This window comes from Vibrio sp. CCUG 15886, from assembly GCF_028570825.1.
In the GTDB taxonomy this organism is placed as follows: domain Bacteria; phylum Pseudomonadota; class Gammaproteobacteria; order Enterobacterales; family Vibrionaceae; genus Vibrio; species Vibrio vulnificus_B.
In genome coordinates this window covers 1-23,625 of record NZ_JAQQBT010000001.1, presented here as the reverse complement: position 1 = coordinate 23,625, position 23,625 = coordinate 1, and the positions used below count along the sequence as shown (strand labels likewise).

21 protein-coding genes are annotated in these 23,625 nt (G+C 43.5%); 14 read left to right on the top strand and 7 right to left on the bottom strand.

The genetic code is table 11. From position 1 onward, the window contains the following. Positions 1-390: 390 nt before the first annotated feature. From PQQ36_RS00105 to PQQ36_RS00065, 9 genes are all read left to right on the top strand, one after another. A complete protein-coding gene (locus PQQ36_RS00105; RefSeq protein ID WP_225457318.1) occupies positions 391-1,791 on the top strand; it encodes an undecaprenyl-phosphate glucose phosphotransferase in 1,401 nt (466 codons plus the stop codon). Positions 1,792-1,825: 34 nt separating this feature from the next. Continuing rightward, positions 1,826-3,040: an outer membrane beta-barrel protein gene (locus PQQ36_RS00100; protein WP_263222479.1), complete on the top strand. Its 1,215-nt coding sequence runs from the start codon at positions 1,826-1,828 to the stop codon at positions 3,038-3,040. Positions 3,041-3,053: 13 nt separating this feature from the next. Next, positions 3,054-3,587, top strand: a complete 534-nt coding sequence (locus tag PQQ36_RS00095; RefSeq protein ID WP_011151785.1) for a polysaccharide biosynthesis/export family protein — start codon at positions 3,054-3,056, stop codon at positions 3,585-3,587. 19 nt (positions 3,588-3,606) lie between these two features. Further along, positions 3,607-5,787 (top strand): GumC family protein, encoded by a 2,181-nt coding sequence (locus PQQ36_RS00090; RefSeq protein WP_273660131.1) that lies wholly within the window; start codon positions 3,607-3,609, stop codon positions 5,785-5,787. A 23-nt stretch (positions 5,788-5,810) separates the two neighbouring features. Further along, positions 5,811-6,851, top strand: coding sequence for a glycosyltransferase (locus PQQ36_RS00085; RefSeq protein ID WP_273660130.1), 1,041 nt, complete (start codon positions 5,811-5,813; stop codon positions 6,849-6,851). A gap of 152 nt (positions 6,852-7,003) precedes the next feature. Continuing rightward, the gene (locus PQQ36_RS00080) at positions 7,004-7,837 is read left to right on the top strand and encodes a putative capsular polysaccharide synthesis family protein (protein WP_011082424.1); all 834 of its coding nucleotides are present in this window, start codon (positions 7,004-7,006) and stop codon (positions 7,835-7,837) included. Beyond that, positions 7,834-8,865 (top strand): glycosyltransferase, encoded by a 1,032-nt coding sequence (locus PQQ36_RS00075; RefSeq protein WP_273660128.1) that lies wholly within the window; start codon positions 7,834-7,836, stop codon positions 8,863-8,865. Before PQQ36_RS00080 ends, PQQ36_RS00075 begins: the two co-directional genes overlap by 4 nt. A 10-nt stretch (positions 8,866-8,875) precedes the next feature. Beyond that, complete coding sequence (locus PQQ36_RS00070) at positions 8,876-10,189, top strand: capsular biosynthesis protein (protein WP_273660127.1); 1,314 nt, start codon at positions 8,876-8,878, stop codon at positions 10,187-10,189. 4 nt (positions 10,190-10,193) lie between these two features. Continuing rightward, positions 10,194-10,586, top strand: coding sequence for a VanZ family protein (locus PQQ36_RS00065; protein ID WP_372456893.1), 393 nt, complete (start codon positions 10,194-10,196; stop codon positions 10,584-10,586). A 180-nt stretch (positions 10,587-10,766) separates the two neighbouring features. On the opposite strand, the gene PQQ36_RS00060 is transcribed toward PQQ36_RS00065, so the two are convergent. The 7 genes from PQQ36_RS00060 to PQQ36_RS00030 all read right to left on the bottom strand — a co-directional run bounded on the left by PQQ36_RS00060 (position 10,767) and on the right by PQQ36_RS00030 (position 18,604). Continuing rightward, on the bottom strand, positions 10,767-12,107 hold the full coding sequence (locus PQQ36_RS00060) for an HlyD family type I secretion periplasmic adaptor subunit (RefSeq protein WP_047111853.1): 1,341 nt from the start codon (positions 12,105-12,107) through the stop codon (positions 10,767-10,769). Next, entirely contained in the window at positions 12,100-13,812 is a 1,713-nt protein-coding gene (locus PQQ36_RS00055) for a type I secretion system permease/ATPase (protein WP_158122312.1), read from the bottom strand. The genes PQQ36_RS00060 and PQQ36_RS00055 overlap by 8 nt, the downstream gene beginning before the upstream one ends. A gap of 44 nt (positions 13,813-13,856) precedes the next feature. Beyond that, the gene (gene cabA / locus PQQ36_RS00050) at positions 13,857-14,429 is read right to left on the bottom strand and encodes a biofilm matrix calcium-binding repeat protein CabA (RefSeq protein WP_011151776.1); all 573 of its coding nucleotides are present in this window, start codon (positions 14,427-14,429) and stop codon (positions 13,857-13,859) included. 318 nt (positions 14,430-14,747) lie between these two features. Further along, positions 14,748-15,407, bottom strand: a complete 660-nt coding sequence (locus PQQ36_RS00045; protein ID WP_011151775.1) for a LuxR C-terminal-related transcriptional regulator — start codon at positions 15,405-15,407, stop codon at positions 14,748-14,750. A gap of 194 nt (positions 15,408-15,601) precedes the next feature. Beyond that, the gene (locus tag PQQ36_RS00040) at positions 15,602-16,267 is read right to left on the bottom strand and encodes a LuxR C-terminal-related transcriptional regulator (protein ID WP_011082416.1); all 666 of its coding nucleotides are present in this window, start codon (positions 16,265-16,267) and stop codon (positions 15,602-15,604) included. Positions 16,268-16,442: 175 nt separating this feature from the next. Continuing rightward, the gene (locus PQQ36_RS00035) at positions 16,443-16,643 is read right to left on the bottom strand and encodes a hypothetical protein (RefSeq protein WP_011082415.1); all 201 of its coding nucleotides are present in this window, start codon (positions 16,641-16,643) and stop codon (positions 16,443-16,445) included. 47 nt (positions 16,644-16,690) lie between these two features. Continuing rightward, on the bottom strand, positions 16,691-18,604 hold the full coding sequence (locus PQQ36_RS00030) for a methyl-accepting chemotaxis protein (protein WP_263221523.1): 1,914 nt from the start codon (positions 18,602-18,604) through the stop codon (positions 16,691-16,693). A 298-nt stretch (positions 18,605-18,902) separates the two neighbouring features. On the opposite strand from PQQ36_RS00030, the gene PQQ36_RS00025 reads away from it, so the two are divergent. The 5 genes from PQQ36_RS00025 to PQQ36_RS00005 all read left to right on the top strand — a co-directional run. After that, entirely contained in the window at positions 18,903-19,859 is a 957-nt protein-coding gene (locus tag PQQ36_RS00025; RefSeq protein ID WP_043877463.1) for an AAA family ATPase, read from the top strand. A 3-nt stretch (positions 19,860-19,862) separates the two neighbouring features. Beyond that, the gene (locus PQQ36_RS00020; RefSeq protein ID WP_273660122.1) at positions 19,863-20,780 is read left to right on the top strand and encodes a DUF58 domain-containing protein; all 918 of its coding nucleotides are present in this window, start codon (positions 19,863-19,865) and stop codon (positions 20,778-20,780) included. A 5-nt stretch (positions 20,781-20,785) separates the two neighbouring features. Continuing rightward, positions 20,786-21,256, top strand: a complete 471-nt coding sequence (locus PQQ36_RS00015; RefSeq protein ID WP_011082411.1) for a DUF4381 domain-containing protein — start codon at positions 20,786-20,788, stop codon at positions 21,254-21,256. Beyond that, positions 21,249-22,220, top strand: coding sequence for a vWA domain-containing protein (locus PQQ36_RS00010; protein WP_130306540.1), 972 nt, complete (start codon positions 21,249-21,251; stop codon positions 22,218-22,220). Before PQQ36_RS00015 ends, PQQ36_RS00010 begins: the two co-directional genes overlap by 8 nt. Further along, positions 22,213-23,625, top strand: a 1,413-nt coding sequence (locus PQQ36_RS00005; RefSeq protein ID WP_273660120.1) for a vWA domain-containing protein, incomplete at its 3' end; no start/stop codon positions are given. The genes PQQ36_RS00010 and PQQ36_RS00005, both read left to right, overlap by 8 nt.

The following is a 23,625-nucleotide window of genomic DNA, read 5'->3' as shown; positions in this document are numbered from 1 at the left end:
AAAGGCCTCTTCCTAAATAAGAGGCTTTTTTATTTTTTGTGCTACACCGACATTTCTTTGTATTTCTGACACTTTCTACTGATTATTCTCCACTAGCATCTTGCACTATAGTTTTTCTCATTCCGCAATAACTAACACTTTTCTCGTTTTCTCGATTTTAGGTATTAGATTTTTATGATTTAGGTCTATTAACCGAAGGTCGAAATTTCATTCTTAATTCCACTAACCAAACTCACTCAAATTCTTACACTTCCTTGCAACTGTTGTTGATATTTCGCGAGGCAAATTGCGTCATCTCAAACAACAGACACCATCACATTGAACTGTTAGCACGACATTGAGAAACGACACTCAAGGGCGGTAGCGTGCCAAATTTGACGGAATGACATTATGAATAACAAAGGATTGATTCGCTCACATGAGACTGAATTTTCTTTTCTGTATCGCTTGGCAGATCTAACGATCATCATCGGCTTTATGGCCTTGCTGACACTTTATCATTTGGCTGCCATTCCAAAAGACTATCTGATGCTGGCAATCGTCTCAGGACTCATCTTTATTCTCTTTGCCGAAAGCGCGCAGCTGTATCGCTCGTGGCGTACCAGTTCAATTCGACAACAGCTCACCCTTGCCTGCGCAGCGTGGCTAGCAACAAGTTTGCTGCAAATTGCCATTCACTTCTTCACCAAAACTCTGGATACCTACAACGAAGATATTGTAACCCCTTGGTTACTTATTACACCGATTCTACTCATGTGCTGGAGGATACTTTTTCGCTCGACTTTATCTTACCTCCGTCGCTTGGGACTAAACACACGTACCGCGATCATTGTTGGCCAAACACCGCATGGCATCACCTTGGCCAATGAGCTGCAAAATCACACTGAACATGGCGTGATCTTTCAAGGTTTCTATGATGAAAGAACCGTCGAGAGAGATGAGAGCAATGCGGACTATCCAATCAAAGGCAATGTTGCAGACGCATTGAGCAAAGCGAAAAATGGCGAAGTCGATTACGTCTATATTGCGATGCCAATGCACGCTAACGAACGTATCGCCAAATTTCTACACCAGTTCTCAGACACCACAGCAAACACCTATCTCATTCCCGATTTCTTTACTTACAATCTGCTTCACTCTCGTTGGGATCAGATCGGGCAAGTCCAGACCCTCAGCGTCTTTGACACTCCGTTTGCCGGTTTTTCATCATGGCTTAAACGTTTTGAAGATATCGTTTTTTCTAGCCTAATACTGCTGTTAATTTCACCAATCCTCATTGCAATCGCCATTGGTATTAAGTGCACATCTCGCGGTCCCGTGATTTTTAAGCAAGACCGATATGGTCTAGATGGACGCAAAATTCGCGTATGGAAATTTCGTTCCATGACGACCATGGAGCAAGGCTCTGACGTAAAACAAGCAACAAAAAATGACCCTCGGATTACGCCATTTGGCGGTTTTCTGCGCCGCACGTCACTCGATGAGCTGCCCCAGTTCATTAACGTACTTCAAGGAACCATGTCCATTGTTGGCCCGCGTCCTCACGCGGTTTCGCACAACGAAGAATATCGCCAGATCGTTGATCGCTACATGCTTCGCCATAAGGTAAAACCAGGCATCACAGGATGGGCGCAAATCAACGGTTATCGTGGCGAAACCGACACCCTAGACAAAATGGAAAAGCGCGTTGAGTTTGACTTGGACTACATTCATCGTTGGTCAATTTGGATGGACATCAAAATCATCTTTCTCACCGTGTTTAAAGGCTTTACTGGTTCTAATGCTTACTAAGCCATACAGCCAATACTTAGTAAAAGGAATGACGATGAAACGCTATACCGGATTTGTCTTAGGTTTGTTACCCGTTTGGGTGGGTGCGGTCGAGCCACTTGCGCTTTCGACAGAATCCGGCATTGAGTTTATTCCGACACTTCATACTTACTATCGATTTGATGACAATATCGCCAAGCAAGAAGCTGACTCCTCTCATGTCTCCACGATAGGCGTAAAACCCGCCCTATTGGCAAGGATTGACCGAAATCAGTACAAAGCGGATTTTATTTATGTTGCAGATTTTGGCCGTTCTTCAGATGAGCAGAATGACTATTTAGACCACAAGTTTCAAACAACCAACTATTTTACTTTTAATCATCGTAATCGTTTGGTCTTGGACTACCAATTTCGCTTGGGTCACGAAACGCGTGGAGAAGGTCTCACCGAAGGTGAACAGAGCTCAATAGCGCTTCCAGAGCTCATCACATTTCAATCGAATCAGTTAAAAAGTAACTATGTGTTTGGTGCTATTGGTTCGCAAGGAAGGCTGGAGTTTGGCCTTAACTATTTAGACAAAACGTTTACCAAATATGAAAACGGCACCAGCACTCTGACAGCAACCAAATACAGCGACTTTAGAACCCCGTCTCTCCATGGTGAGTTCTACTATCGTCTGCGCCCTGAAACGTATTGGTTAGTCGGCTCCCAACTTCACCTCACTGAGTATTTACATGAACGAGAATCCGTTGCCTCACGCGATGGAACCAGTACTTTTGTTTATACCGGTATCAGTTGGGAAATAACCGGTAAAACCAAAGGCACCGCCAAGCTCGGCTATCAGATCAAGGAATTTGATGACAAGCAACGCGCTACGTTCGAAGGACTCAGTTGGGATATTGGCCTCAGTTGGCAACCTCAAGAGCATACGACCTGGACTTTGTTAACCACGCAAGCCGCGGTCAATCCAGAACAAGACGGCGACTACAACCTACAAACTCGCTACTCACTTCAGCTTGACCAAGCATGGAACAGTTATTTCGTCACGTCCCTAAAAGGACTCTATCAACAAGATGATTACACTGGCTCCTACCAAAGTGGCGTATTGCGAGAGGAAGAGCGCTTTCAGCTTAGCGCAGAAGCACAATACCAATTCCGACGCTGGGCAAGGATAGACGCGGCTTGGCAATACCAAGACAAAACATCCAATTGGTCTGGATACAGCTTTGATCAACACATTTGGACAGTGACCGCTAGGCTGTCGTTATAAGCATGGAGCAAACATGAAATTTTTACTCAAGGTGCTACTAGGGTTAAGTCTGATAATGGCACCCTATGTCTCAGCATCGACATCCGACGCGGGCTACCAATTAAACAGTGGCGATTCGATATCCATTTTGGTGTATGGCGAGGATGACTTATCAATTCCCAATATTTTACTCACCTCCGATGGCCAAATTGACTACCCCTATTTAGGCCGAGTGCTGGTAAAAGGGAAAACCCCTAAAGAACTAAAAGAAGAGATCGAGCAAAAGCTAAAAGGGGACTATTTAGTGAACCCTAAAGTCATGGTTTCGATTAATAAGTTCCGCGCCTTTTATGTTAATGGCGAAGTAAGGCGTCCCGGTAGTTTTGAATATCAACCTGGATTGACCATTGAAAAAGCCATTGCCATTGCAGGAGGGCTAACAGACAGAGCCTCTCGTAGCAATATTCACCTTACACAAAGCCAAAATGGCGAAACCATAAAAAAAGTCTCACTAAGCCAGAAAGTGTCTCCTGGCGATATTGTCGTAATTGAACAGAGCTTCTTCTAGAGTGAACGGATACACTGCAATGAATGAAAATCAAACAAACCGTTACTACATCGGTAATAAAGAATTGTTCCAATTTGGAAGTTATCTAAAAGTACTCAGAAAGCATTGGTTTAGTATTGTCACCCTGTCTCTGGTGATTACGTTAGCCGCAACTTGGTTTATCTATTCTAAACCATCAATTTACCAGGCAACGGCCACCATTTTAATTCAAGAAGAGCAGCGCAACGCATTATCGATCGAGGAAGTCTATGGTCTAGATACCACCAAAAAAGAGTACTTTCAGACACAAATAGCGATACTTCAATCTAATCACATCGCTGACAAGATCATCCAACAATTTAACCTTACCAATCATCCACACTTTACGGGTTCAAGCTCGCTAAAAACAAAGCTTAATGAGCTCAAGTCAGTTCCTTTGATACAAGATTTGTTGAATGTTTCACCAAACCCAACGGAAACCAATGAGTATCACTCTTCCTATTATGAAGCCTTGCAAAGCTACAAAAACAGAGTTGATATTGAACCGATACGCAACACTCAGCTGGTCAAAGTCAGCTTCCGCTCGGCCGATCCGAAACTCGCAGCGGAAATCGCCAATGCCATCGGTCAAGCCTATATTGATTCCAACTTTGAGGCGAAACTGGCAGTAACGCAAAATGCAACCAATTGGCTGGACAGTAATGCCAGACAATTGGAAGACAAACTGCACAAGTCAGAACAAGCATTACAACAATTTCTCACCACAGAAGGCCTCGTCGACATCAATGGCATCGATGATATTTACGCGAATGAATTGGAAGAGCTGAGTAAAAAACTCAACATTGCGATAGAAAAGAGAATTCAAGCACAAACCCTAAGTGATCTTCTACTGCGAAAATCCGCACAAAACCTCGATAGCCTGCTTTCGATCGATGAGTTCGCTAATCAAGCTCAAATACGCGAACTCAAAATGCTGGAGAGTAACGCAGAGAAGTTAGTGGGTGAACTTTCACAGCGTTATGGCTCTAAACACGACAAAATGATTCAAGCGAAAGCCCAATTGCAAAACATCCAAGAGCGCTCGCAAAAGTTGATCATGGAAATGGTGCTGAGCAAACAACAGGATCTCAAAGTGGCTCAAAGCTTTGAAAACAGCATTCGTCGAGAAATGAGCAACAAGAAGGCCGAAATCCAATTAGTGGGCGGAAAAAAAGCAGAATATGAGAAACTCAAACGTGACGTTGAAAGTAATCGAGAACTGCTCAAAGCGTTTGTAAACCGCGAAAAAGAGACCACGGCGACCAGTGATTTTCGTAACGTCAATGCTCGTTTTACAGACAAAGCTCTCGAACCACTTTTCCCTATTGCTCCGCAACGACTAAAACTCGTCATCATCTCCGCGGTGTTTGCTCTGTTTTTCTCATCTGCCGCAGCCATCATCTTAGATATGATTAAGGACGTGATCCGTACGCCCGAAGACGTTGAAAACAAACTCGGTTTAAGCTGTATTGGTACCATACCTTACGTTCGCAGTCGCAAATTACGTAAACCCGGCGTCAGTTTCCAAGCCTATCTTGATCCTCAAAATCGCGTGTTTAGCGAAGCGTGTCGCTCCATCCGAACCTCGCTACTGTTACGTTTGGTGAACAGTAAACAAAAAGTCTTGGTCTTTACGTCAGCCATACCTGAAGAAGGGAAAACCGCCACTTGTATCAACATCGCATCCACCTTCTCAAACTTAGAACGTGTACTTTTGATCGATTGTGATTTACGCAGACCTTCACTAGAGAAACGTTTCAACATTCCCGCGCAAGTTCCCGGGTTAAGCAACATCCTGACGATGAATACGCCTTTAGAAGAGTGCATCATTCGAATCGATGAAGCGAATCTCGACGTATTGACCGCGGGCCTACTTCCGCCAAATCCACAAGAATTGCTGTCGTCAAAGCGATTTCAAAATCTACTGAACACGCTACAGGAAAAATACGATCGCATCATTATTGATACTCCTCCACTGCTTTCCGTCAGCGATGCATTGATTCTTGGCCAGTTGGCTCAAGGATTGATTACCGTCATTCGCTCAGACTCTACCAAAGTTGCTTTGGCTAAAACGGCGCTGTCGAAGCAACGTCAGCACGATATTCCTTCATTTGGCGTGGTTATTTCGCAAGCAACAACCCCACAAGAGGAAGCCCACTATGTCCAAAAATATGCTTATTAACTCAAGATAAAGAACGAAACATCATGAGAATTTTACATATTATCAATGACCTATCTAAAAATGGTGGCGCACAGAAGTTTTTGGTCGACCTCGTTACTGGCGAAGAGGCTAAGTACGACATAAAGATTCTGGTGCTTTGCCACGAAAATGATTATCTCGAAACGCTCAGTCGTCATGGCATTGAGTGTTATGTATGGCAAACGCTCACCTTTAAGGAAAAATGGGCCTTATTTCGCTGGCCAGACATTGTTCATGGGCATCTTTATCCGTCGATCTATCTTGCACTGCTTGCCTTAGGTAAGAAAAAGCTTCAGACAGAACACAGTTCAAGCAATAGAAGACGCGACTATCCGGCATTTAAGTTTATGGAGTATCTCTTGTATCTAAGCCACGATCTGACCATCAGTATTAGCGAGAAGGTGCAGGAAGAGTTGATCAAGTTCATGCCGAATTTTCGTCAGAAATACAAAGTCATTAACAATGGCGTTGATCTGTCATGCTTTTCGATGTCCGCGAGAACAGGCATCAAACATCCTGCTCAAATCAAAATAGGCATGGTGGGTCGACTGCATGAGCATAAAGATCATGAAGCGCTGATTAGAGCGGTCGCCCTACTCCCAACACAATACCAGTTACACCTAGCTGGTGATGGCCAAAAACGAGAGGTGCTGGAATCTCTCGCTCAGCAGTTAGATATCACGAATCGAGTGTTTTTTCATGGTGTCGTCAGCGATATCCCTACTTTCTTAGAGCAAATGGATCTCTATGTACAGTCTTCCCTCATTGAAGGATTTGGGTTGGCGGCTGTAGAAGCCATGGCGGCAGGGTTGCCTGTATTGAGCTCGAATGTTCCAGGGCTGGATGATGTCATCGGCAACGCTGGTTATCTATTTGAAGTTTCTAACAGTGAAGAACTGGCGAATAAAATAATTCAAGTTTGCGACAGTAATGAGAATTATAGCGTAGCGAGTAAATATTCCATATTACGTTGCAAGGAATTCACCATTGAGAAATTTAGAGACAGTTATTATAAAGCTTATGATGGACTATTCACCCAAGGATGATTAACCACCCAATTTTTATTACCAATCAATAAAACAAGCACTTTCAGATCTTAATTGTAGATATTGAAGAAACACCCTTCTTATTAATAATTTTCAATAATCATTCATCAAGCCTGTGCTCAATCGCACACTATAATCTATGGAATGGAACTATGAAATACTCATTGAATCGACAGTTTGAGAAAAATAAAGAGCTCAAATCCGATAATTTCGTCTTGGTGTACCAAATGGGGAAAGTCGGATCTTCTTCTATTGAGCATACGTTGAGTGACTACAATATACCTAGCTATCACATTCATACATTTGACGATCATGAAGAGTTTCAAATGTATCACAATCGTCAGGATGTCAAAAAGTTCTTTGATTTTAAAAATCGGACGATGTACCGCGTTATCCTGAATCATAGAAAACGGCTCTTACAGAATCGAAATCATCTAAAAATCGTGACACTTGTTCGAGATCCGATTGCTACTGTTCTTTCTCGTTTTTTTCAAGACCTTCATATTCAGTTTATCGAAGGTAAAAAGAATGATGCCATTCATCGAGACATGGAGAGAACTTATCAACATCTCGAGTTTTGTTTCGACCATTATATTAACCTTAATTATTTCGCGAATTGGTTCGATAATGAATTAAATAAAAACTTTGGTATTGACGTCATTAAAAGTGACATTAATAACAATGAACCATTCTATCTTTTCAAAAACAAAAAAACAGAAGTGATGCTAATCAAATGTGAGCATCTTAATAAATTAGACAGTGATATCGCTAAATTTCTCAACGTTGACGGCTTTATTTTAAAAAACAGTAATGAAGCAAAAAACAAGTGGTATTCCAATATCTATAGTCATTTCAAAGACACTTACGATTTTTCAAAGCTATTTTACATGTACGATCTTCCACTCTACCGACATTTATATTCAGAAGAGGAGAGAGCTCAATTTAAAAACAAATGGCTAAAGACACCAGGGACGAGTAAAAAATGAAAAAAGTACTGCATATTACAGAAGCATTTGGCGGTGGTGTACAAACTGCACTTTATAGCTACGTTTATTCATCAAGGAATGAACCGATTGAACATCACCTTTTTGCCCGAGCCCGCGAAGAAGATTCTACGAAAGAAAACGGTAACAACCAATTTCAATCTTCCACCTTCATTGATGGTCATCTGCTTCAATTTTTCTTAAGTGCCAATCAACGTATCAAGCAACTCCAACCGGATGTGATCCATCTCCACTCCAGTAAGGCGGGATTTCTTGGGCGATTTTTGACAGTGGGCAAGGCAAAACTTATCTATACCCCACATTGTTACGCGTTTGAACGAGAGGATATCTCGGTCTATGCACAAAAATTCTATCGAATACTCGAAGGGATCCGCATAAAAAAATTTACTGCGATTGCTGGATGCAGCCAGCGTGAATGCGATTTGGCCATCTCGTTGGGAGCCAAAAAAGCGGAGTTACTGAATAACTACGTGACCTACCAATCTAACGCCGGTAACAGTGTTCCACGAGGCGAAAAGATAAACCTTGTGGCCTTAGGGCGAGTGGCGAAACAAAAAGATCCCCAATTTCTTTGTCACGTCGCTGAACATATCTTGCAGCATGACTCGGCTATTCAGCTGAACATTACTTGGATAGGAGGCGGGGACCCTTCGTTAGAACAGCAGTTGCGTGACAAAGGTATCGAAGTCACTGGTATGTTGCCAAGAACAGAAGTGGTTGAACGCCTTCGCAATGCGGACATCTATTTACACACAGCTGCATGGGAAGGTATGCCTCTTACCATTCTCGAAGCGGCCAAACTGACTCGTCCTATGGTCATTCGCAAAATCGGCGCAACAAAAGATCTGGATTACCCATTTCTAGCCAGTACTCCGCAAGAGATGGCAAAACAGATCATCCACTGTGTAGAACACTTCGATACCATTCCATTCCAACAGTACTGTAGTGATATGAACAACACCTACAGTGAAGAAAAACAAAGATTGGCGCTCAGCAGCCTCTATATTTGAGATTCATTTTATGCTCAGCGTGCTTAATCAAAAATTGTCTGGGTTATCCCATGAGAAAAAAAAACTCGTTTCACTTGGGGTACAGACAGGGATCATGCGAATTTTATCGGCCTTGTTTGCGTTTGTACTCACGATTGCTGTTGCGAGGTTCTCAGATGCCACGGTCGCCGGACAATTCTTTTATCTTTTTAATTTGGTCTCCTTCGTTGCTATCGTCAGTCAACTTGGATTCAATGTTTCATTGGTGAAATACAACGCCATCGCTTTCAGTCAGAATTCGATACAGCAACAAAGCGAAAACTATACCATCTCTGTGAAGAGAAGCTTGGCCTTCTCTTTTTCTCTGTGCATTTTAGCCTTCATCGTTCAATTTGCCTTTGGCGCATCACTCATCAATGTAAACATCACTCCTAGCCTCTTCGCTTTGTTTTCACTCACCATTCCACTTATGGTGTTAGCACAACTCAATAGCTATGCCCTACAAGCGATACGCCATGTTACTCCTGCAATATTTGCTTTGCAGATGGGCGTGAGCTGCTTTCTAGTCTTGTTCATTACGATATTGCATTTCTTTGATCTCATTACTCTGGTAAGCATGTTGCTGGCTCTGCTACTTTCAGCTTTTTTGGTTGCATTGATATCAACACTCCAATGGCTTCGTTCAGGTCAATACTCCACGGTGCCCTTACCCGTTGCTCATAATGCGGAATTAACCGACAGTGCAAAACAGGTTTGGATTGGCAATATCTTTACCAACGTGATCCAGTGGGGCAGTTTGATCATCGCGGGATTCTACCTAACAGATAGCGATCTGGGCTTATTGGCTGCTGCTCAAAGGACTTCGCTGCTCATTGGATTTGTGCTGATCACCGTGAATTTTATTGTTGCACCAATGCTTGCTTCCCTATATCAGCAAGGAGAGATGAAAAAACTGCAGAAACTAAGCACCAACGCCTTCCGACTCAATATTTCTCTTTCTCTCATTCCAGTCATTGCTTGTACCTTTTATTCGCAAGAAGTCATGACTCTCTTTGGTGCAGAGTTTGAGTCTGCAGGTATTTTGTTAGCCATATTGGCGCTTGGGCAGCTGGTGAATGTCGCCACCGGCTCGGTTGGCTTTCTCCTGTTGATGAGTGGCTACGAGAAAACAATGAAATACATCACGATCACCTCTGGAAGCATTGCCATCATTTTGCTGTTGGCCCTGAGCCAAATGTATGGGGTTATTGGTGCCGCCAGTTCAATTGCAATCGGCATGGCAATACAGAATTTGGCGGCACTTTACTATGTGAAACGATACTTAGGCTTTGTACCCATCGGATAGAGACATGAGAAAATTAGGATTATTTGTCATTTGCGTCATGACAGTTTCACTTTCACTTTGGAAAAGCAGTGGAATGGAAAGTCATGTTTATGAACAATTTGAATACTATATTGGTGGGAGTCGAGCTCTTCATTCCACATTAAGCTTTTTAATCGCTTACATGGCTGTTCTCGCCTTCCCTTCAATGTGTAAAGCCATATCCAATGATATCTTTGCAATTCGACTGCTAGTCTTGTTGCTTTTTATTGTGTCACTCGATGAGCTCTCACAACTGTTTTTAAGTCATCGTACGTTTTCGACATCCGATATGATGACAAACTGGTTTGGAATTACGACAGGCTATCTTCTGGCTCGTCTTTATCTGTTTAAGTTTAAACCTTTGCTCAAGCAGCATTAGGTTCTCTAATAAACGTCGCCTACTGTGTGGCTCGATCTCGCAGCAAGACATCGCCATTGCAGCCAAATACGATTCAATGACAATAAAAAAGGAGAAACTGAGTTCTCCTTTCCTCACTCACTTCTCCTAACACTCACCGACCACATCTCGATACATCAGTAATCATTCGAGCTCACTCCATTACTCTTCCCTAAAAGCACGATTAAAACTTTCTGTAATCGGTTTGAGAAGATAACTGATTGGCGTCCGTGGCCGAGATAAAATAAGCACTTCCGCATTCATTCCTGCCGTTAACTGATGCTGCTGAGCATCTTGGTCATTCAACGCAATTCTCGCTAAATAGTAGTCTTCTTTATTTTGTTCAGACAGTTTATCCGCCGAAACCGTCAGTACCTTACCATTGAGTGGTTCCTGAATACGCGCATTGAGTGCCGTAAGTCGCACTCTGGCATCTAAACCTGGAGAGATAAGATCGATATCTTGAGGACTGACTCTCGCTTCCACGATTAAGCTGTCATCGTCAGGAACCAATTCTAGTAACGTTTCACCGCTACGAATCACACCTTGTTCGGTGAATACTTTCATATTCACTACCTTGCCTGAAATTGGCGCGCGTATCCCGGTGCGTTTATATATATCTTGAGCCACACGATACTCTTCTCGAATAGAGACAATTTCATTTTGTGCCTCTCTCAACTCAACAACCACTTCGTTGATTCGCTCGAGTGCCATTTCCTCTAAACGGGATTGGTTTTCATCAATGCGTTTTTGTACCGTTAACGTTTGTCTATCAAGTTGACTCAAGGTACTTCTTACTTCAGTTGCTAATCTTTTCAACTGCAGCAACGTTGATTTACCAGAAAACCCCTGTTTTACTAATGTCTGATTACTCAGGATTTCTTCTTCGATTAACGAAAGTCTTTCCCGCTCAATTTTTTTGGTTTGCTTCAAATTATTGAGCTCCAACTTTGCACCAGAAATCGTCTGATGAACGATGTTGAGTTTACTTTCGAAGTAACGGGCTCTCGCCTCAAAAATCTTTTTTTGAATTTGCTGTGCTTCCAGCAATGTATTTGAGATTGCCATTTTCTCGAGATCACTTTCCCAGACAATCTCACTCGTATTATTAAACTCTGCTTTTAAACGACTCTCTTTTGCGACGGCATGGACAAACTTTCCTTTAAGAGATTCTAAACGCGACAAAGATTGCTGTTCAGAAAGCTGTATTAGTAGCTGGCCTTTCTCAACATAATCCCCTTCTTGGATCATTAAGCGTTCGACAATACCACCCTCAAGATGTTGAATTGCCTGGCGTTGACTACTTACTGACAAATCACCATAGGCGATGGCAGCACTTTCGAGTTTTGCTGTTGCCGCCCAGTAGCCAATACCACCGCCAAATAGTGCAATAGATAAAAAACCCATAACAATGGGCCCTTTGATATTCAGAGTATCTTGTGGTGAAAAACGTTCTACAATATCTAACGTCTCACCATTTCTCTCCGTTATTTGATTAGCCATGATTGACCCTCGGAATGTCTGTTTGACTCGATCCCATCAAACGCTTCAGTACTTCGTTCTTTTCGCCATACAGCTTAACTCGGCCTTCAGAGAGATAGAGCAGACGATCCATATTTCTCATCGTGCTCGGATTATGAGCAATAACGATCACAGTGGCTTTTTGATTTTTTAAGTGAGTAATAACATTTTGATACGCCGCTTCTCCTTCACCATCCAGGTTGGAGTTCGCTTCGTCCAATATCACAACCGATGGGTCATCATAGATGGCTCTCGCCAACGCAACTCTCTGCCTTTCTCCACCAGATAATCCTCTCCCGCCTTCTCCTATCTCAAAATCGTAACCTTTTGGCTTCTTGAGTATCATTTCATGGCAACCCGCCAATTGAGCGGCTCGTATTACTTTTTCTGGCTGCTCTATTTTGAGTCGGGCGATATTTTCTCTGATGGTTCCAGGGAATAACTCTATTTCTTGAGACAAGTAACCTACATGCCTTCCCAAATCTTCTGATGCCCAGAGAGAAACATCCATTCCGTCTAAGGTCACCTTTCCTGCTAAGGGCTTGATATTGCCGACCAATAACTTAGCCAACGTTGATTTCCCTGTGCCCGAAGGGCCGATAATGCCAACCGCACAACCAGGAGGAATGGAAAATTGAGCGCCAGAGAGAACGGGCTCAGCAACACCGGGATGACGATAAGAAACGTTAGCTAACTCGAAATGCCCTCTGGGTCTGGGCAATGGCATATTGAGTTCATCAACTTGAACTTTGTCACTGATTTCTTTCAATCGGCCATAAGCACGTTTAGCGAGGGATGCAGAGCGCCAAGTCGTAATCGCTTGCTCCATTGGAGAGAGGGCTCTTCCCATCAAAATTGAGGCGGCAATCATGGCACCAGCGGTTATTTCATGCTCAATCACTAACCATGCCCCACCACCTAGAAGTAAAATTTGTAGGCCACTACGAATGAACTTAGAAATATTGGCAATAAGGATCGAACGACTTACCGCATTATCTTCAACCACTTGCGTTTGCTGATTGTACTGATACCAATTCCTGAGATAGTCATTCATCATCCCCATCGCCAGCATGGAATCGGCATTTTGTGCCGCGGTTTCTGCGTTAGCGATGGCGTTAACCGCTCGGTTATCACTATCGAGTGCCGCTTTACGAATCGCAAACTCATTAAATAAGCCTAAAGACAATAGAGTAATCGCACCCCCTAACGCAATTTGTCCTAGGACAGGGTGCAGCATATAAACGAAGAAAACGAACAGTGGTGTCCAAGGAGCGTCAAGCAAAGGATAAAGGGAGGAACCACTAAAAAAAGATTTAAGCGTCTGTAAATCTCTCAACACCTGCGCAGTATAATTACGCCCAGTGTGTGTTTTAAAATGAACGGTTTGTCTTAACATTTGGCTAGAGAGACGGTTATCAATCCAAAAGCCAAAGCGTTTGCTGATATGTGCCCGTACCACTTCAAGCGCAGACATAGTGAATAAAGCCAACAGAACAATGACGGTCAGCAAAACCAATGTGTCAACGGAGTATGACGAAATCACTCGGTTGTAAATTTGAAGCATGTAAATGGGTATAGAAAGTACAAGAATATTGATAAAAAAACTAAAAAAAAGTGACCAAACAAATAGTGTTCTTAGTTTCTTCTTCACTTCCTTAAACGCGGAATTTTGCAAATTACTACCCACCTAGAAGTAGTGCTACGCAAAACGTAGCACTATTTATCTCTAATTTAGAATTGGAACATGTCATCCGCATGAGCGACAAAATCTGCTTCTGTCACACCAATCAACTTCACGGTAAATGCTCCACCATCGGAAAGAACTAGGTTACCCACTGCATCATAGCTTACTGACAGATCATCCAATGAATGAATCGTGGCACTGTCGATACGTACTGTGTCCTCACCAATAGTGAAATCCACCACTTTAGCTGTACCGTGCCCGTCAAACTTATCGGTAAAAATAAATTTGTCGGCACCTTGACCACCAATCAGAACATTGTCACCAGAGCCAGCAACCAAAACATCGTTATCTAGGCCACCATTCATATGGTTGTTACCATAAAGACCAAGTAATAAGTCATCCCCTGATCCGCCGCCAAGATAGTCATCCCCTAGTCCAGCTTTGAGAATATCATCACCTCGTCCACCAACTAATCTATCATCGCCAGCCCCGCCGATAATGAGATCATTACCGCCGCCACCAATGATATTGTCGTTATCACCATGTCCTACGAACTTGTCATCGCTACCAGTATAGTTACTAAGAACATCTACATCTGCAGTTCCAGAATAAACAGCCATTTTTTATCCCTCTTTTTGATTCCATTATTGGATATAGAACGTTATCGTTAAATAACATCTGACTTCACTACTTCAAGACATCAGAAGTATATGAAAGCTCATGCTCTATATGAGTTTGATTTTCGGTTGAGTTTTCACTCAGCGAATAAGGAATCAATAATCAGGCTCATACTTTTCAACGCTTATCCATGATAAAACAAACAGTTATTACTAGTACTCTGTATGGTTAATAATGCTCAGTAACCTGTAGAACTCGATAACCTGATAACCTGATAACCTGATAACCTGATAACCTATAGAAATAGTGGCCAGGTGGCTTTATAAATTCCGTTTTGCCCACGCGGTTGCCTGTGTCCGGTTTTTTACATCAATCTTGCGGAAAATATTATAAAGATGAGATTTAATCGTGTGTTCGCTGATAAAAAGAGAATCCGCAATTTCCATATTCGAACCACCTGCTTTAAGAAATTGTAATACTTGAATTTCTCGTCTAGTTAGCTCGATATCTAGCTGTGGCTCTTCCTTCTTCGCTCCACCTTTTTCCTCATAATATGAGATAAGTTGCATCATTAATCGTCTCGGGAGCCAATTATCCCCTCGAGCGATCGCTTCAATCCCGCGACACAGCTTCTCTATGTTGTCTTTTGCACCAAATACACCTTTGATGTAAGGCCATTTGATCAACTCTTCCGGCTCTAAGTCTTCCAGTAGATTCAGAAGTATTGTCCCTCTCAGATCACCCCTATTTTTAATAATGTCAATATTATCCATTGATATATCTACAGAGAGATCAACAAGCAGAATACTTTCAGCATTTATTCTCTCTTTCGAGATTGGTTTCTTTGCATCAAGAATTTCAATTGTCATCCCAGTTTCAGCCATCAGAATATTTTTTAGATTCTCACTCTGAAGGCTTTGTTGAGTGACTAATACAATCGTTGTGTCTGCCATATTACAACCCATACTGAAACGTCTCATTCTAAAATTTTATACTTCATACTATTTTTGTTTTAAGAAGCACTCAGCTAATCGCAAAGTGCTAGAGACAACTTTAAGGCTGTTTTATTCACTTTTAAAATACTAATTAAGTAAAAGTGAATCTAAAATTTATTCATCTCATATGTGATACATTGATATCAGGAATGGTATATTTTTGTGATTAGTCGGCGGGATTAGATCGTAGAAGATGTGGGAGAAAGATGTTCCTTAGCCCAAATTAGAGCTTGAACTCTATTTTTAACATCAATCTTTTTAAAGATGTTGTGTAAATGCGTTTTCACTGTGTTTTCTCTAACAAAAAGCTTGCGTGCAATTTGCTGATTTGAATTCCCCAGTGACAAGAGGGTTATTATTTGCTGTTCTCGTTTCGTCAGCTTTGTAGATACGTTTTTTGAGATAGGTTTACTGTGCTGACGCAAAGTTGAAATAAATTCTTGTGATATTTTACGACTAAACCACATATCACCCGACAGGATTCTGTCAATTCCTAGTTCTAAAGTACTAATATCATCAGATAAATAAAATATCCCAGTCAAAGAACGCCAAATACATAATTCTTCAATACTAATATTATTTTGGCAATTAATCAGAACCTCTTGGACTTCCGAAAAGTTTTCATCTATAAAATTCAAATATGAAGAATAAAAATCCTCTTCAACAACACTATAATCCACAAGAATTGCCTTGATCGAAGAATAACTCGTCGTTCGTTCATCTAACTCTTTAGGAGTGAGCAAATGAACGACCATATTGAGTTTTTTCTCAAGAATTTCTTTTAGCAGTGAGGATTGCAGACTGTCTTCCGTAATCAATATCACTTCCTTGTTTTGACTCTCCATGCTCCCTACAGCCCTTTATTCATCAATTTAGCTGAGCATAAAATTTAGGCTCACAGCCAATAAAGTCAAGTATGAAAAAAAGACCGAGTAAAGCAAAAGTCTGAGATAAAGTAACGGGCAATAGTATGAAAAGCATGAAAAAGGGAAGCTTTCGCTTCCCTTAATTTTGAGGGGGTTAGTGAATCGGTGTTTCACCTTTTTGAGCATATTTACCAAAGTAATGCTCTAATACTTCAGGAGTCAGTTTTCCTTCAGCTTCCAGTCGCTTAAGCTCAGCAGCAATCTGCTTTTGCTCTTCAATCGACGGCAGTTTCACTTCCGGCTCTTGACTGGCCTCTTCAGACATCATCTGCAATTCTTTTTCAAAATCACTCATTTTCACTTACCTAAAAATGTCAAAACTGTGAAGGATTCTACCTAAGTTTACAGTTTGAAGCTACCCACCATACTATCGAGACGACGCGACAACTCGCGCAGCTCTTGGCTTGCATCGGCCAACTCTTCTGCTGTGCTTGTCGTTACTTCATTGATGGCATTGATTTCTTCTATATTCTGATTAATGGTATGAACCACGGTAGATTGCTCTTCCGTTGCAGTCGCCACTTGCGTATTGCGATCTGAAATATCAGCAATACGCTCTGAGATGCTCATCAGCACATTAACCGCTTCGTCTGTCGCACCAACGCCCTCAAAGGTGACCGCTTTACCTGCGTCCATGGCCGAAACAGCATCTTTGGCGTCACTTTGTAATTGGTTGATCATCTTTTGAATTTCTTCGGTGGAATCTGCCGTTCGGCTTGCTAAGTTACGCACTTCGTCAGCAACAACTGCAAAGCCGCGACCTTGCTCGCCCGCACGAGCCGCTTCGATTGCCGCATTCAACGCCAGCAAATTGGTTTGGTCCGAAATATCTCGAATCACATCAAGAATGGAGCCAATTTCTTGTGTTGTTGTCGCTAACTGCGATACTACTTGGCTCGTGGTTTCGACATCATCTGCAAGACGCGAAATGACGTTCTTCGCTTTTGTCACCACTTCTCGGCCAAGTTGAGTATTGTCAGAGGCTTGATTCGCTGTATCAGCAGCCGTTGCTGCGTTCGAGGCGATTTCGCTGATGGTCGCCCCCATCTGATTGATGGCCGTCACCACTTGAATCGTCTGATCTCGCTGTTCTTGACTGTTGTCGTGCGTGGTTGCCGCCTTCGATGAGACAGTTTCAGCGGCGCTACTGAGCGAGGTACTGGTCGCCGCCACTTCTTTCATCGTGGTATGAATCTTCTCAATAAATCCATTGAAGCCCATCGAGAGCTGAGCGATTTCATCTTTCCCTTTAATGTCAATGCGCTGTGCAAGATCGCCATCCCCTTTGCCTAGATCGGTGAAACGTTCGGCAATTTGTTGGATAGGTTTGGTAATACTGTTCGCAAGGATCACTCCCATGAAAATAAAGACAGCAGCCACAACTAAGGTCGTAATCAGCATTTGTTGCGCTGCAGCATCAAGGTCCGCAAAGACTTCATCTACAGGCACAATACCAACCACGTACCAGTTCATCGACGGCACATAAGCACTCGCGACGAAAACACGTTCACCATCGACTTCGGTTTCAAATACCACGTCTTGCTGCTTGTTTAGCAACGATGAAGGATTCTCCGCAACATAGCTAGAAAGAGGTTTACCGACGGCTTGTCTGTCTTTGTGGATTTGAATGTTACCCTGGCTGTCGACAAGGAACACGTAACCCGTTTTTTCAATCTTGAAGCTGTTCAGTTTGCTGACCATTTCATCCATCGACTTAGACACACCAGACATGGTGAATCCCGATAGGTGTTGATAGTTGGCAAACATTTTCACTTCACCATTGGCTTCGGTAAAAATGCTCACCATCGTCGCCTGACCAGAATTGGTGAAGCCGAAAAACCAACCATCCTGTGATTGAGTAAGCTGACGCAAGAAGCCATTTTGGTTCCAGTAATACGCCGTTTTTCTATTAGCCACCGACGCATCGTTCAAGCGATATTGATCTTTGACGTTATTGAGTTGCTGCACCAACTTCGTTTGCCCTTCAGGGTTTTCCGTTTGCACGACGCTTTCGCGAACAAATTCGTTCTTTGCTAATTGCTCTGCCGCAGATAAGAGTTGCGATACATCTTTATCAACTTGCAAGTTAATCTGGCTCAAGATCAATGGCAGTTCGATATCAACAAGACGATGGCTAATCACTTCACGTGATTGTTTTTGCGCCATAAAACCGAGGATGATGGTGGATGCAAGCACAGCGAAGGTTATCCCAAGGACAACTTTTTGCTTAATGCTCAAAGAGTTAAGATTAATCATATTTGGACCTTTAACAAGAATCACTTATTGTGGGTAATGCGCGATAAAGCAATACAAAAAGCGCAAAAATATAACATATATTTTGTTACATTCTTATGGGTATAGCTTATATCGGCCAAATAAACCCAAACTGAAGCAAAATCTTTCTTAACGATCACACTTCATCCCTGCAAGAAAAGTCTCGCGACTTCCCTTGAAACGCAAGCCTTTCACCCTCATCTGCTAATTTGTCGCTAACCATGGAACTTTCTTGGATTTTTACGACCCAAGAAACCAAACCAACCGAAGTAGTAGAATCATGCAACAACGTAGTTTTGATGCCTTAGCTAACTATTTACAGTCTCAAATCGTTGGCCAACCTGAATTAGTCAAACAGTTACTCATCGCACTTCTTGCAGACGGACACATCTTAGTCGAAGGGCCTCCTGGCCTTGCTAAAACACGAGCAGTGAAAGCGCTATCAGACTGCATCGAGGGTAATTTTCACCGTATTCAATTTACCCCCGATCTCTTGCCTGCAGATTTAACGGGCACCGATATCTTCCGACCAGAAAAAGGCGATTTTAAGTTTCAAGCTGGCCCTATCTTCAATCATTTGATCCTTGCCGATGAAATCAACCGAGCTCCGGCCAAAGTACAGGCCGCAATGCTCGAAGCCATGGCGGAAGGGCAAGTGACCGCTGGGCGCAATACCTATCCACTCCCAGAGCTGTTTTTGGTGATGGCAACACAAAACCCGATTGAGCAAGAAGGTACTTATCCCCTTCCAGAAGCCCAGCTTGACCGATTTTTGTTGCATCTTAATGTCGATTATCCAGACGCAGCTCATGAACTGGCGATTTTGCGCATCAATCGTGGTGAAGCTAAAGGTGAACAGACACCTGAAAAGCCTTTAGTCACACAACAAGAGATCTTTTCAGCTCGTCAAGAAGTGTTGAATATTCAAATGGCCGAGTCGCTTGAGCACTATTTAGTACGACTGGTGATGGCAACTCGCCAACCTTCTCATTACAACGCCGAACTTGCAGAATGGATTAGCATGGGAGTCAGCCCTCGCGCGACGATTGCCCTTGACCGATGTGCACGAGCGTATGCTTGGCTAGATGGACGTGACTATGTCACTCCGGGCGATATTCAGACAATGGCTTATCCTGTATTGAGGCATCGCTTGCTACTCTCCTACCGAGCTCAAGCCGAAGGGATTTCGGCCAACCAAGTGATCGACAAGCTGATTAGTTTAGTGGGAAGCGCCTAAGCCATGACCCCCGTTACATTGCCACCTCATTGCAATGGCGTGGCGTTATCGCTAGAAGAGTTGCTTTACTACCAAAGCCAAGCCGTGCGCTGGATCCCTCCTGCACGCAGCGTTTGGTCACATCTAAGTGGTGGCCATGCTAGCCGTGTACGTGGGAGAGGGATGGATTTTGAAGAAGTTCGCCAGTACCAACAAGGTGATGATATTCGCAGTATCGATTGGCGAGTCACCGCCCGCACTGGTAAAGCACACACCAAACTCTTTAGCGAAGACAAAGAACAAGCGGTGATCCTGTATTTGGATCTCAACAGCAGTATGTTTTTTGGTTCACGCTACGTCTACAAATCTGTCCAAGCTGCGCATTTAGCCAGTGTAATTCTGTGGACGACACTGGCAAAAAAAGATCGCTTCGGCGCCATGATTGACGACGGCGAAACCTTATTCGAACACAAACCATCAGCCTTAGTGCGTAACGGTTTGGCTTTTCTCAATCAATTGACTCAACGTCATAATGAACAACTAGAACAAGCCACTGAACATCGCCGCCCTTTCAGTCAAACCATTGAGCGGCTTAAACGGATGTCACCCAAAGGGTGTGAAATAATTTTTATCAGTGATTTCATCAAAATGAATGAGCAAGAACTCAACCAAATCACACAGCTTAGACAACACAATAATTTGAGGCTGGTGCAGCTTTATGACCCGTTAGAGCAGGGCGAAACCCGTTATCGAGGAAGTGTGCTCGCCAGTGATGGCCAACATTCTCGATGGTTTGATTTCGGTTCCAAAAAGCAAAAATTGGCTTTGAAGAACAACTTCGACCAGCATCAACAATCTTTACGGCTGTTAAGTTATCGTAATGGAATACCGTTCAGCACCCTATCGAGTGCTGAATCTCTTATCAACCAATTATCCGTGTAATAATAATGACAACAAATTCAACACCTTTAGAGCTGCAACCTCTGATTTTACCTGCTGTTCCATCTTGGTTTCCTCTTGCTTGGGGATGGTGGGCTTCTTTCGCCAGCGTTGTTGTGGCTTTACTGCTTTTAACTGCCTTTTTTTTGTGGCGAAAAAAACGTCTCAAAGCAAAGCGTGCCGCACTCAAATTGTTTGTTAAACCCATCACGCCGCATACGCCTTCGTCGGCCATCGAGCTGCTAAGGCAAGCCGCGCTTTGTTATTACCCACGAGAAGCGATCGCGTCGCTGCATGGTGAGCAGTGGTACCAATTTCTTGACTTACAACTGGGTGAAACCCGTTTTAGCGACAAAATGCCGTTATGGCAGGCAGCGCTCTATCAGAACAAACACGGTGAGCATGACAGTGAGCTGGTCAATGATTGTTTAGTCTGGGTGGAAAAAGCACTCCCACCTAAGCGAGGTATGCGTGGCTGAAGGGTTTGAATTCCTCTGGTGGTGGGCGTTTTTGCTGCTGCCACTGCCATTTTTGGCCTATCACTGGCTGCCACAACTCAGCGACAAGAACACATTGCGCCTCGCCTATCTGCCGAAAGAAGTTGAGGCCGCAGGCGTAAAAAACAAATTCAGCAAACTGGTTACTTTACTTATTTGGTGTAGCCTGATTGTGGCTTCCGCAAGGCCAGTGTGGTTTGGTGAGCCTATTGAGCATTTCCCAGAGTATCGTGATCTCATGCTCGTTGTGGATCTCTCTGGCTCTATGCAGCAAGAAGACATCTTGCAAGATGGCGATTACATTGATCGCTTGAGTGCCGTCAAAAACGTGGTGACTCAGTTTATTGAGCAGCGCCAAGGTGACAGACTGGGCCTAGTATTGTTCGCTGATCATGCGTATTTGCAAACACCGTTAACCGCAGATAGACAAACCGTAGCCAATCAACTCAATCAGACCATCATCGGCCTGATCGGGCAAAAAACCGCAATTGGAGATGGACTTGCTTTAGCAACCAAAACCTTTGTCGACAGTGAGGCGCCGCAACGAGTGGTCATTCTGCTCAGTGACGGCAGCAACACCGCTGGCACACTTGACCCCATCGAAGCCGCAAACATCGCCAAGAAATATGGCGTGAAGATTTACACCATCGGTATTGGCGCTGGTGAAATGGAAGTGAAGCAGTTTTTCATGACACGCAAGGTTAATACCTCGGCAGATCTTGATGAAAAAACACTGACAAAAATTGCCACAATGACGGGTGGCCAATATTTCCGAGCCCGCGACGCGCAAGAGCTACAGACAATCTATCAAGCGATCAATCAGCTTGAACCCGTCTCTAAAGACGCACAAGTTTGGCGCCCTCAACAAGAGTGGTTTGTTTATCCTTTGAGTTTCGCTTTCGTGTTATCCATCTTATTGTTTGTATTACGGAGAAATCATGTCTGAACTGATTTTTCTAGAGCCAAAATGGCTATTCGGTTTGATTGTCCTACCTGTCGCTTGGTTATTTTGGCGCTTTAAAAGGCAAGCATCGCAAGGCCCAGTGGCAGCCCATCTTAGCCAAACGCCAACAAAAGGTGCAAAAAACACCTGGTCAATACTATTGTGGTTGAGCGCTTGGGTTGTCGCCATCCTTGCGCTGGCATCACCAAGCTGGCAACACACCACGCGCCCCAACTTCAACAGCCATCAAAATCGGGTTTTGGTCATGGATATGTCGCAATCCATGTATGCGCAAGACATTGCGCCAAGCCGTTTACAACAGGCAAGGTATAAGGCGCTCGACCTACTTCCGCAATGGAAAGAAGGCAACACCGCATTAATTGCTTATGCCGGTGATGCCTATTTACTTAGCCCACTGACCAGTGACAGCCAGACGTTAGCGAATCTCATCCAGAACCTATCGCCTGACATCATGCCCTATCAAGGCTCACGCCTTACAAGCGCCTTGGTGTTGGCCAAAGCACAACTTGAAAAAGCGGGAGCGGCGAAAGGCGATATCATCGTTATAAGTGATGATATTGATGATCAAGAACTGCAGGCAGCATTGAAGCTTGTTGCCAACTCCGCGATTCGAGTGTCCATTCTTGGGATTGGTACACCAAACGGCTCGCCAATTCCTCTGCCGAATGGCTCGTTGCTGACAAGTTCAACAGGGCAAGTAGTGGTAGCTAAGTCTGATTTCAACAACATGGCAGCACTGGCGCAGAAAACGGGAGGCTACTTCGCCCCCATTCAATTTAGTAACCAAGACGTTGTAGAAATTGCCGCAGCAACGCAGGCCAATTCAGAGATGCATCAAGCAAAAGCCGACAATACACAGCAAAGCGAAGTCAGGGAAAATGGGGGTTACTGGTTGTTGCCACTCTTGTTACTGGCAGGATTAGGCTTATTCCGACGAGGCTTTGTTTGGATGGTATTAGTACTGAGCTTACCCCTAACTCAGATACCTCGCGCTCATGCTTCTGCATTTCTTACCGCCGATCAACAGGGCAAGTCGTTGTTCGACCAAGGGCAATATAAAGCGGCAGCTGAGCAGTTTTCCAACCCGCAATGGAAAGGAAGCGCCGCATATAAAGCAGGAGAATATGAACAAGCGGCAACACTGTTTGCGCAATCAGACAGTGCAGAATCACTGTACAACTTGGGTAACGCATTAGCGCAAAACGGCCAGTATGATGACGCGATAGAGGCTTACCAAAAGGCGCTTGCGAAAAACCCGAACCTCAAACAAGCAAAAACCAATCGCGAAATTGTAGAAAAAGCAAAACAGCAACAGCAACAGCAACAGCAACAGCAACAGCAACAGCAACAGCAACAGCAACAGCAACAGCAACAGCAACAGCAACAG

Bases quoted from the DNA above. Each gene is read 5' to 3' on its own strand.
- PQQ36_RS00100 (WP_263222479.1), top strand. From the start codon at position 1,826: ATGAAACGCTATACCGGATTTGTCTTAGGTTTGTTACCCGTTTGGGTG.
- PQQ36_RS00085 (WP_273660130.1), top strand. From the start codon at position 5,811: ATGAGAATTTTACATATTATCAATGACCTATCTAAAAATGGTGGCGCA.
- PQQ36_RS00065 (WP_372456893.1), top strand. From the start codon at position 10,194: ATGAGAAAATTAGGATTATTTGTCATTTGCGTCATGACAGTTTCACTT.
- PQQ36_RS00035 (WP_011082415.1), bottom strand. From the start codon at position 16,643: ATGAGTGATTTTGAAAAAGAATTGCAGATGATGTCTGAAGAGGCCAGT.
- PQQ36_RS00060 (WP_047111853.1), bottom strand. From the start codon at position 12,107: ATGGCTAATCAAATAACGGAGAGAAATGGTGAGACGTTAGATATTGTA.
- PQQ36_RS00045 (WP_011151775.1), bottom strand. From the start codon at position 15,407: ATGAGACGTTTCAGTATGGGTTGTAATATGGCAGACACAACGATTGTA.
- PQQ36_RS00040 (WP_011082416.1), bottom strand. From the start codon at position 16,267: ATGGAGAGTCAAAACAAGGAAGTGATATTGATTACGGAAGACAGTCTG.
- PQQ36_RS00030 (WP_263221523.1), bottom strand. From the start codon at position 18,604: ATGATTAATCTTAACTCTTTGAGCATTAAGCAAAAAGTTGTCCTTGGG.
- PQQ36_RS00090 (WP_273660131.1), top strand. From the start codon at position 3,607: ATGAATGAAAATCAAACAAACCGTTACTACATCGGTAATAAAGAATTG.
- PQQ36_RS00015 (WP_011082411.1), top strand. From the start codon at position 20,786: ATGACAACAAATTCAACACCTTTAGAGCTGCAACCTCTGATTTTACCT.
- PQQ36_RS00070 (WP_273660127.1), top strand. From the start codon at position 8,876: ATGCTCAGCGTGCTTAATCAAAAATTGTCTGGGTTATCCCATGAGAAA.
- PQQ36_RS00105 (WP_225457318.1), top strand. From the start codon at position 391: ATGAATAACAAAGGATTGATTCGCTCACATGAGACTGAATTTTCTTTT.
- PQQ36_RS00075 (WP_273660128.1), top strand. From the start codon at position 7,834: ATGAAAAAAGTACTGCATATTACAGAAGCATTTGGCGGTGGTGTACAA.
- PQQ36_RS00020 (WP_273660122.1), top strand. From the start codon at position 19,863: ATGACCCCCGTTACATTGCCACCTCATTGCAATGGCGTGGCGTTATCG.
- PQQ36_RS00025 (WP_043877463.1), top strand. From the start codon at position 18,903: ATGCAACAACGTAGTTTTGATGCCTTAGCTAACTATTTACAGTCTCAA.
- PQQ36_RS00080 (WP_011082424.1), top strand. From the start codon at position 7,004: ATGAAATACTCATTGAATCGACAGTTTGAGAAAAATAAAGAGCTCAAA.
- cabA (WP_011151776.1), bottom strand. From the start codon at position 14,429: ATGGCTGTTTATTCTGGAACTGCAGATGTAGATGTTCTTAGTAACTAT.
- PQQ36_RS00095 (WP_011151785.1), top strand. From the start codon at position 3,054: ATGAAATTTTTACTCAAGGTGCTACTAGGGTTAAGTCTGATAATGGCA.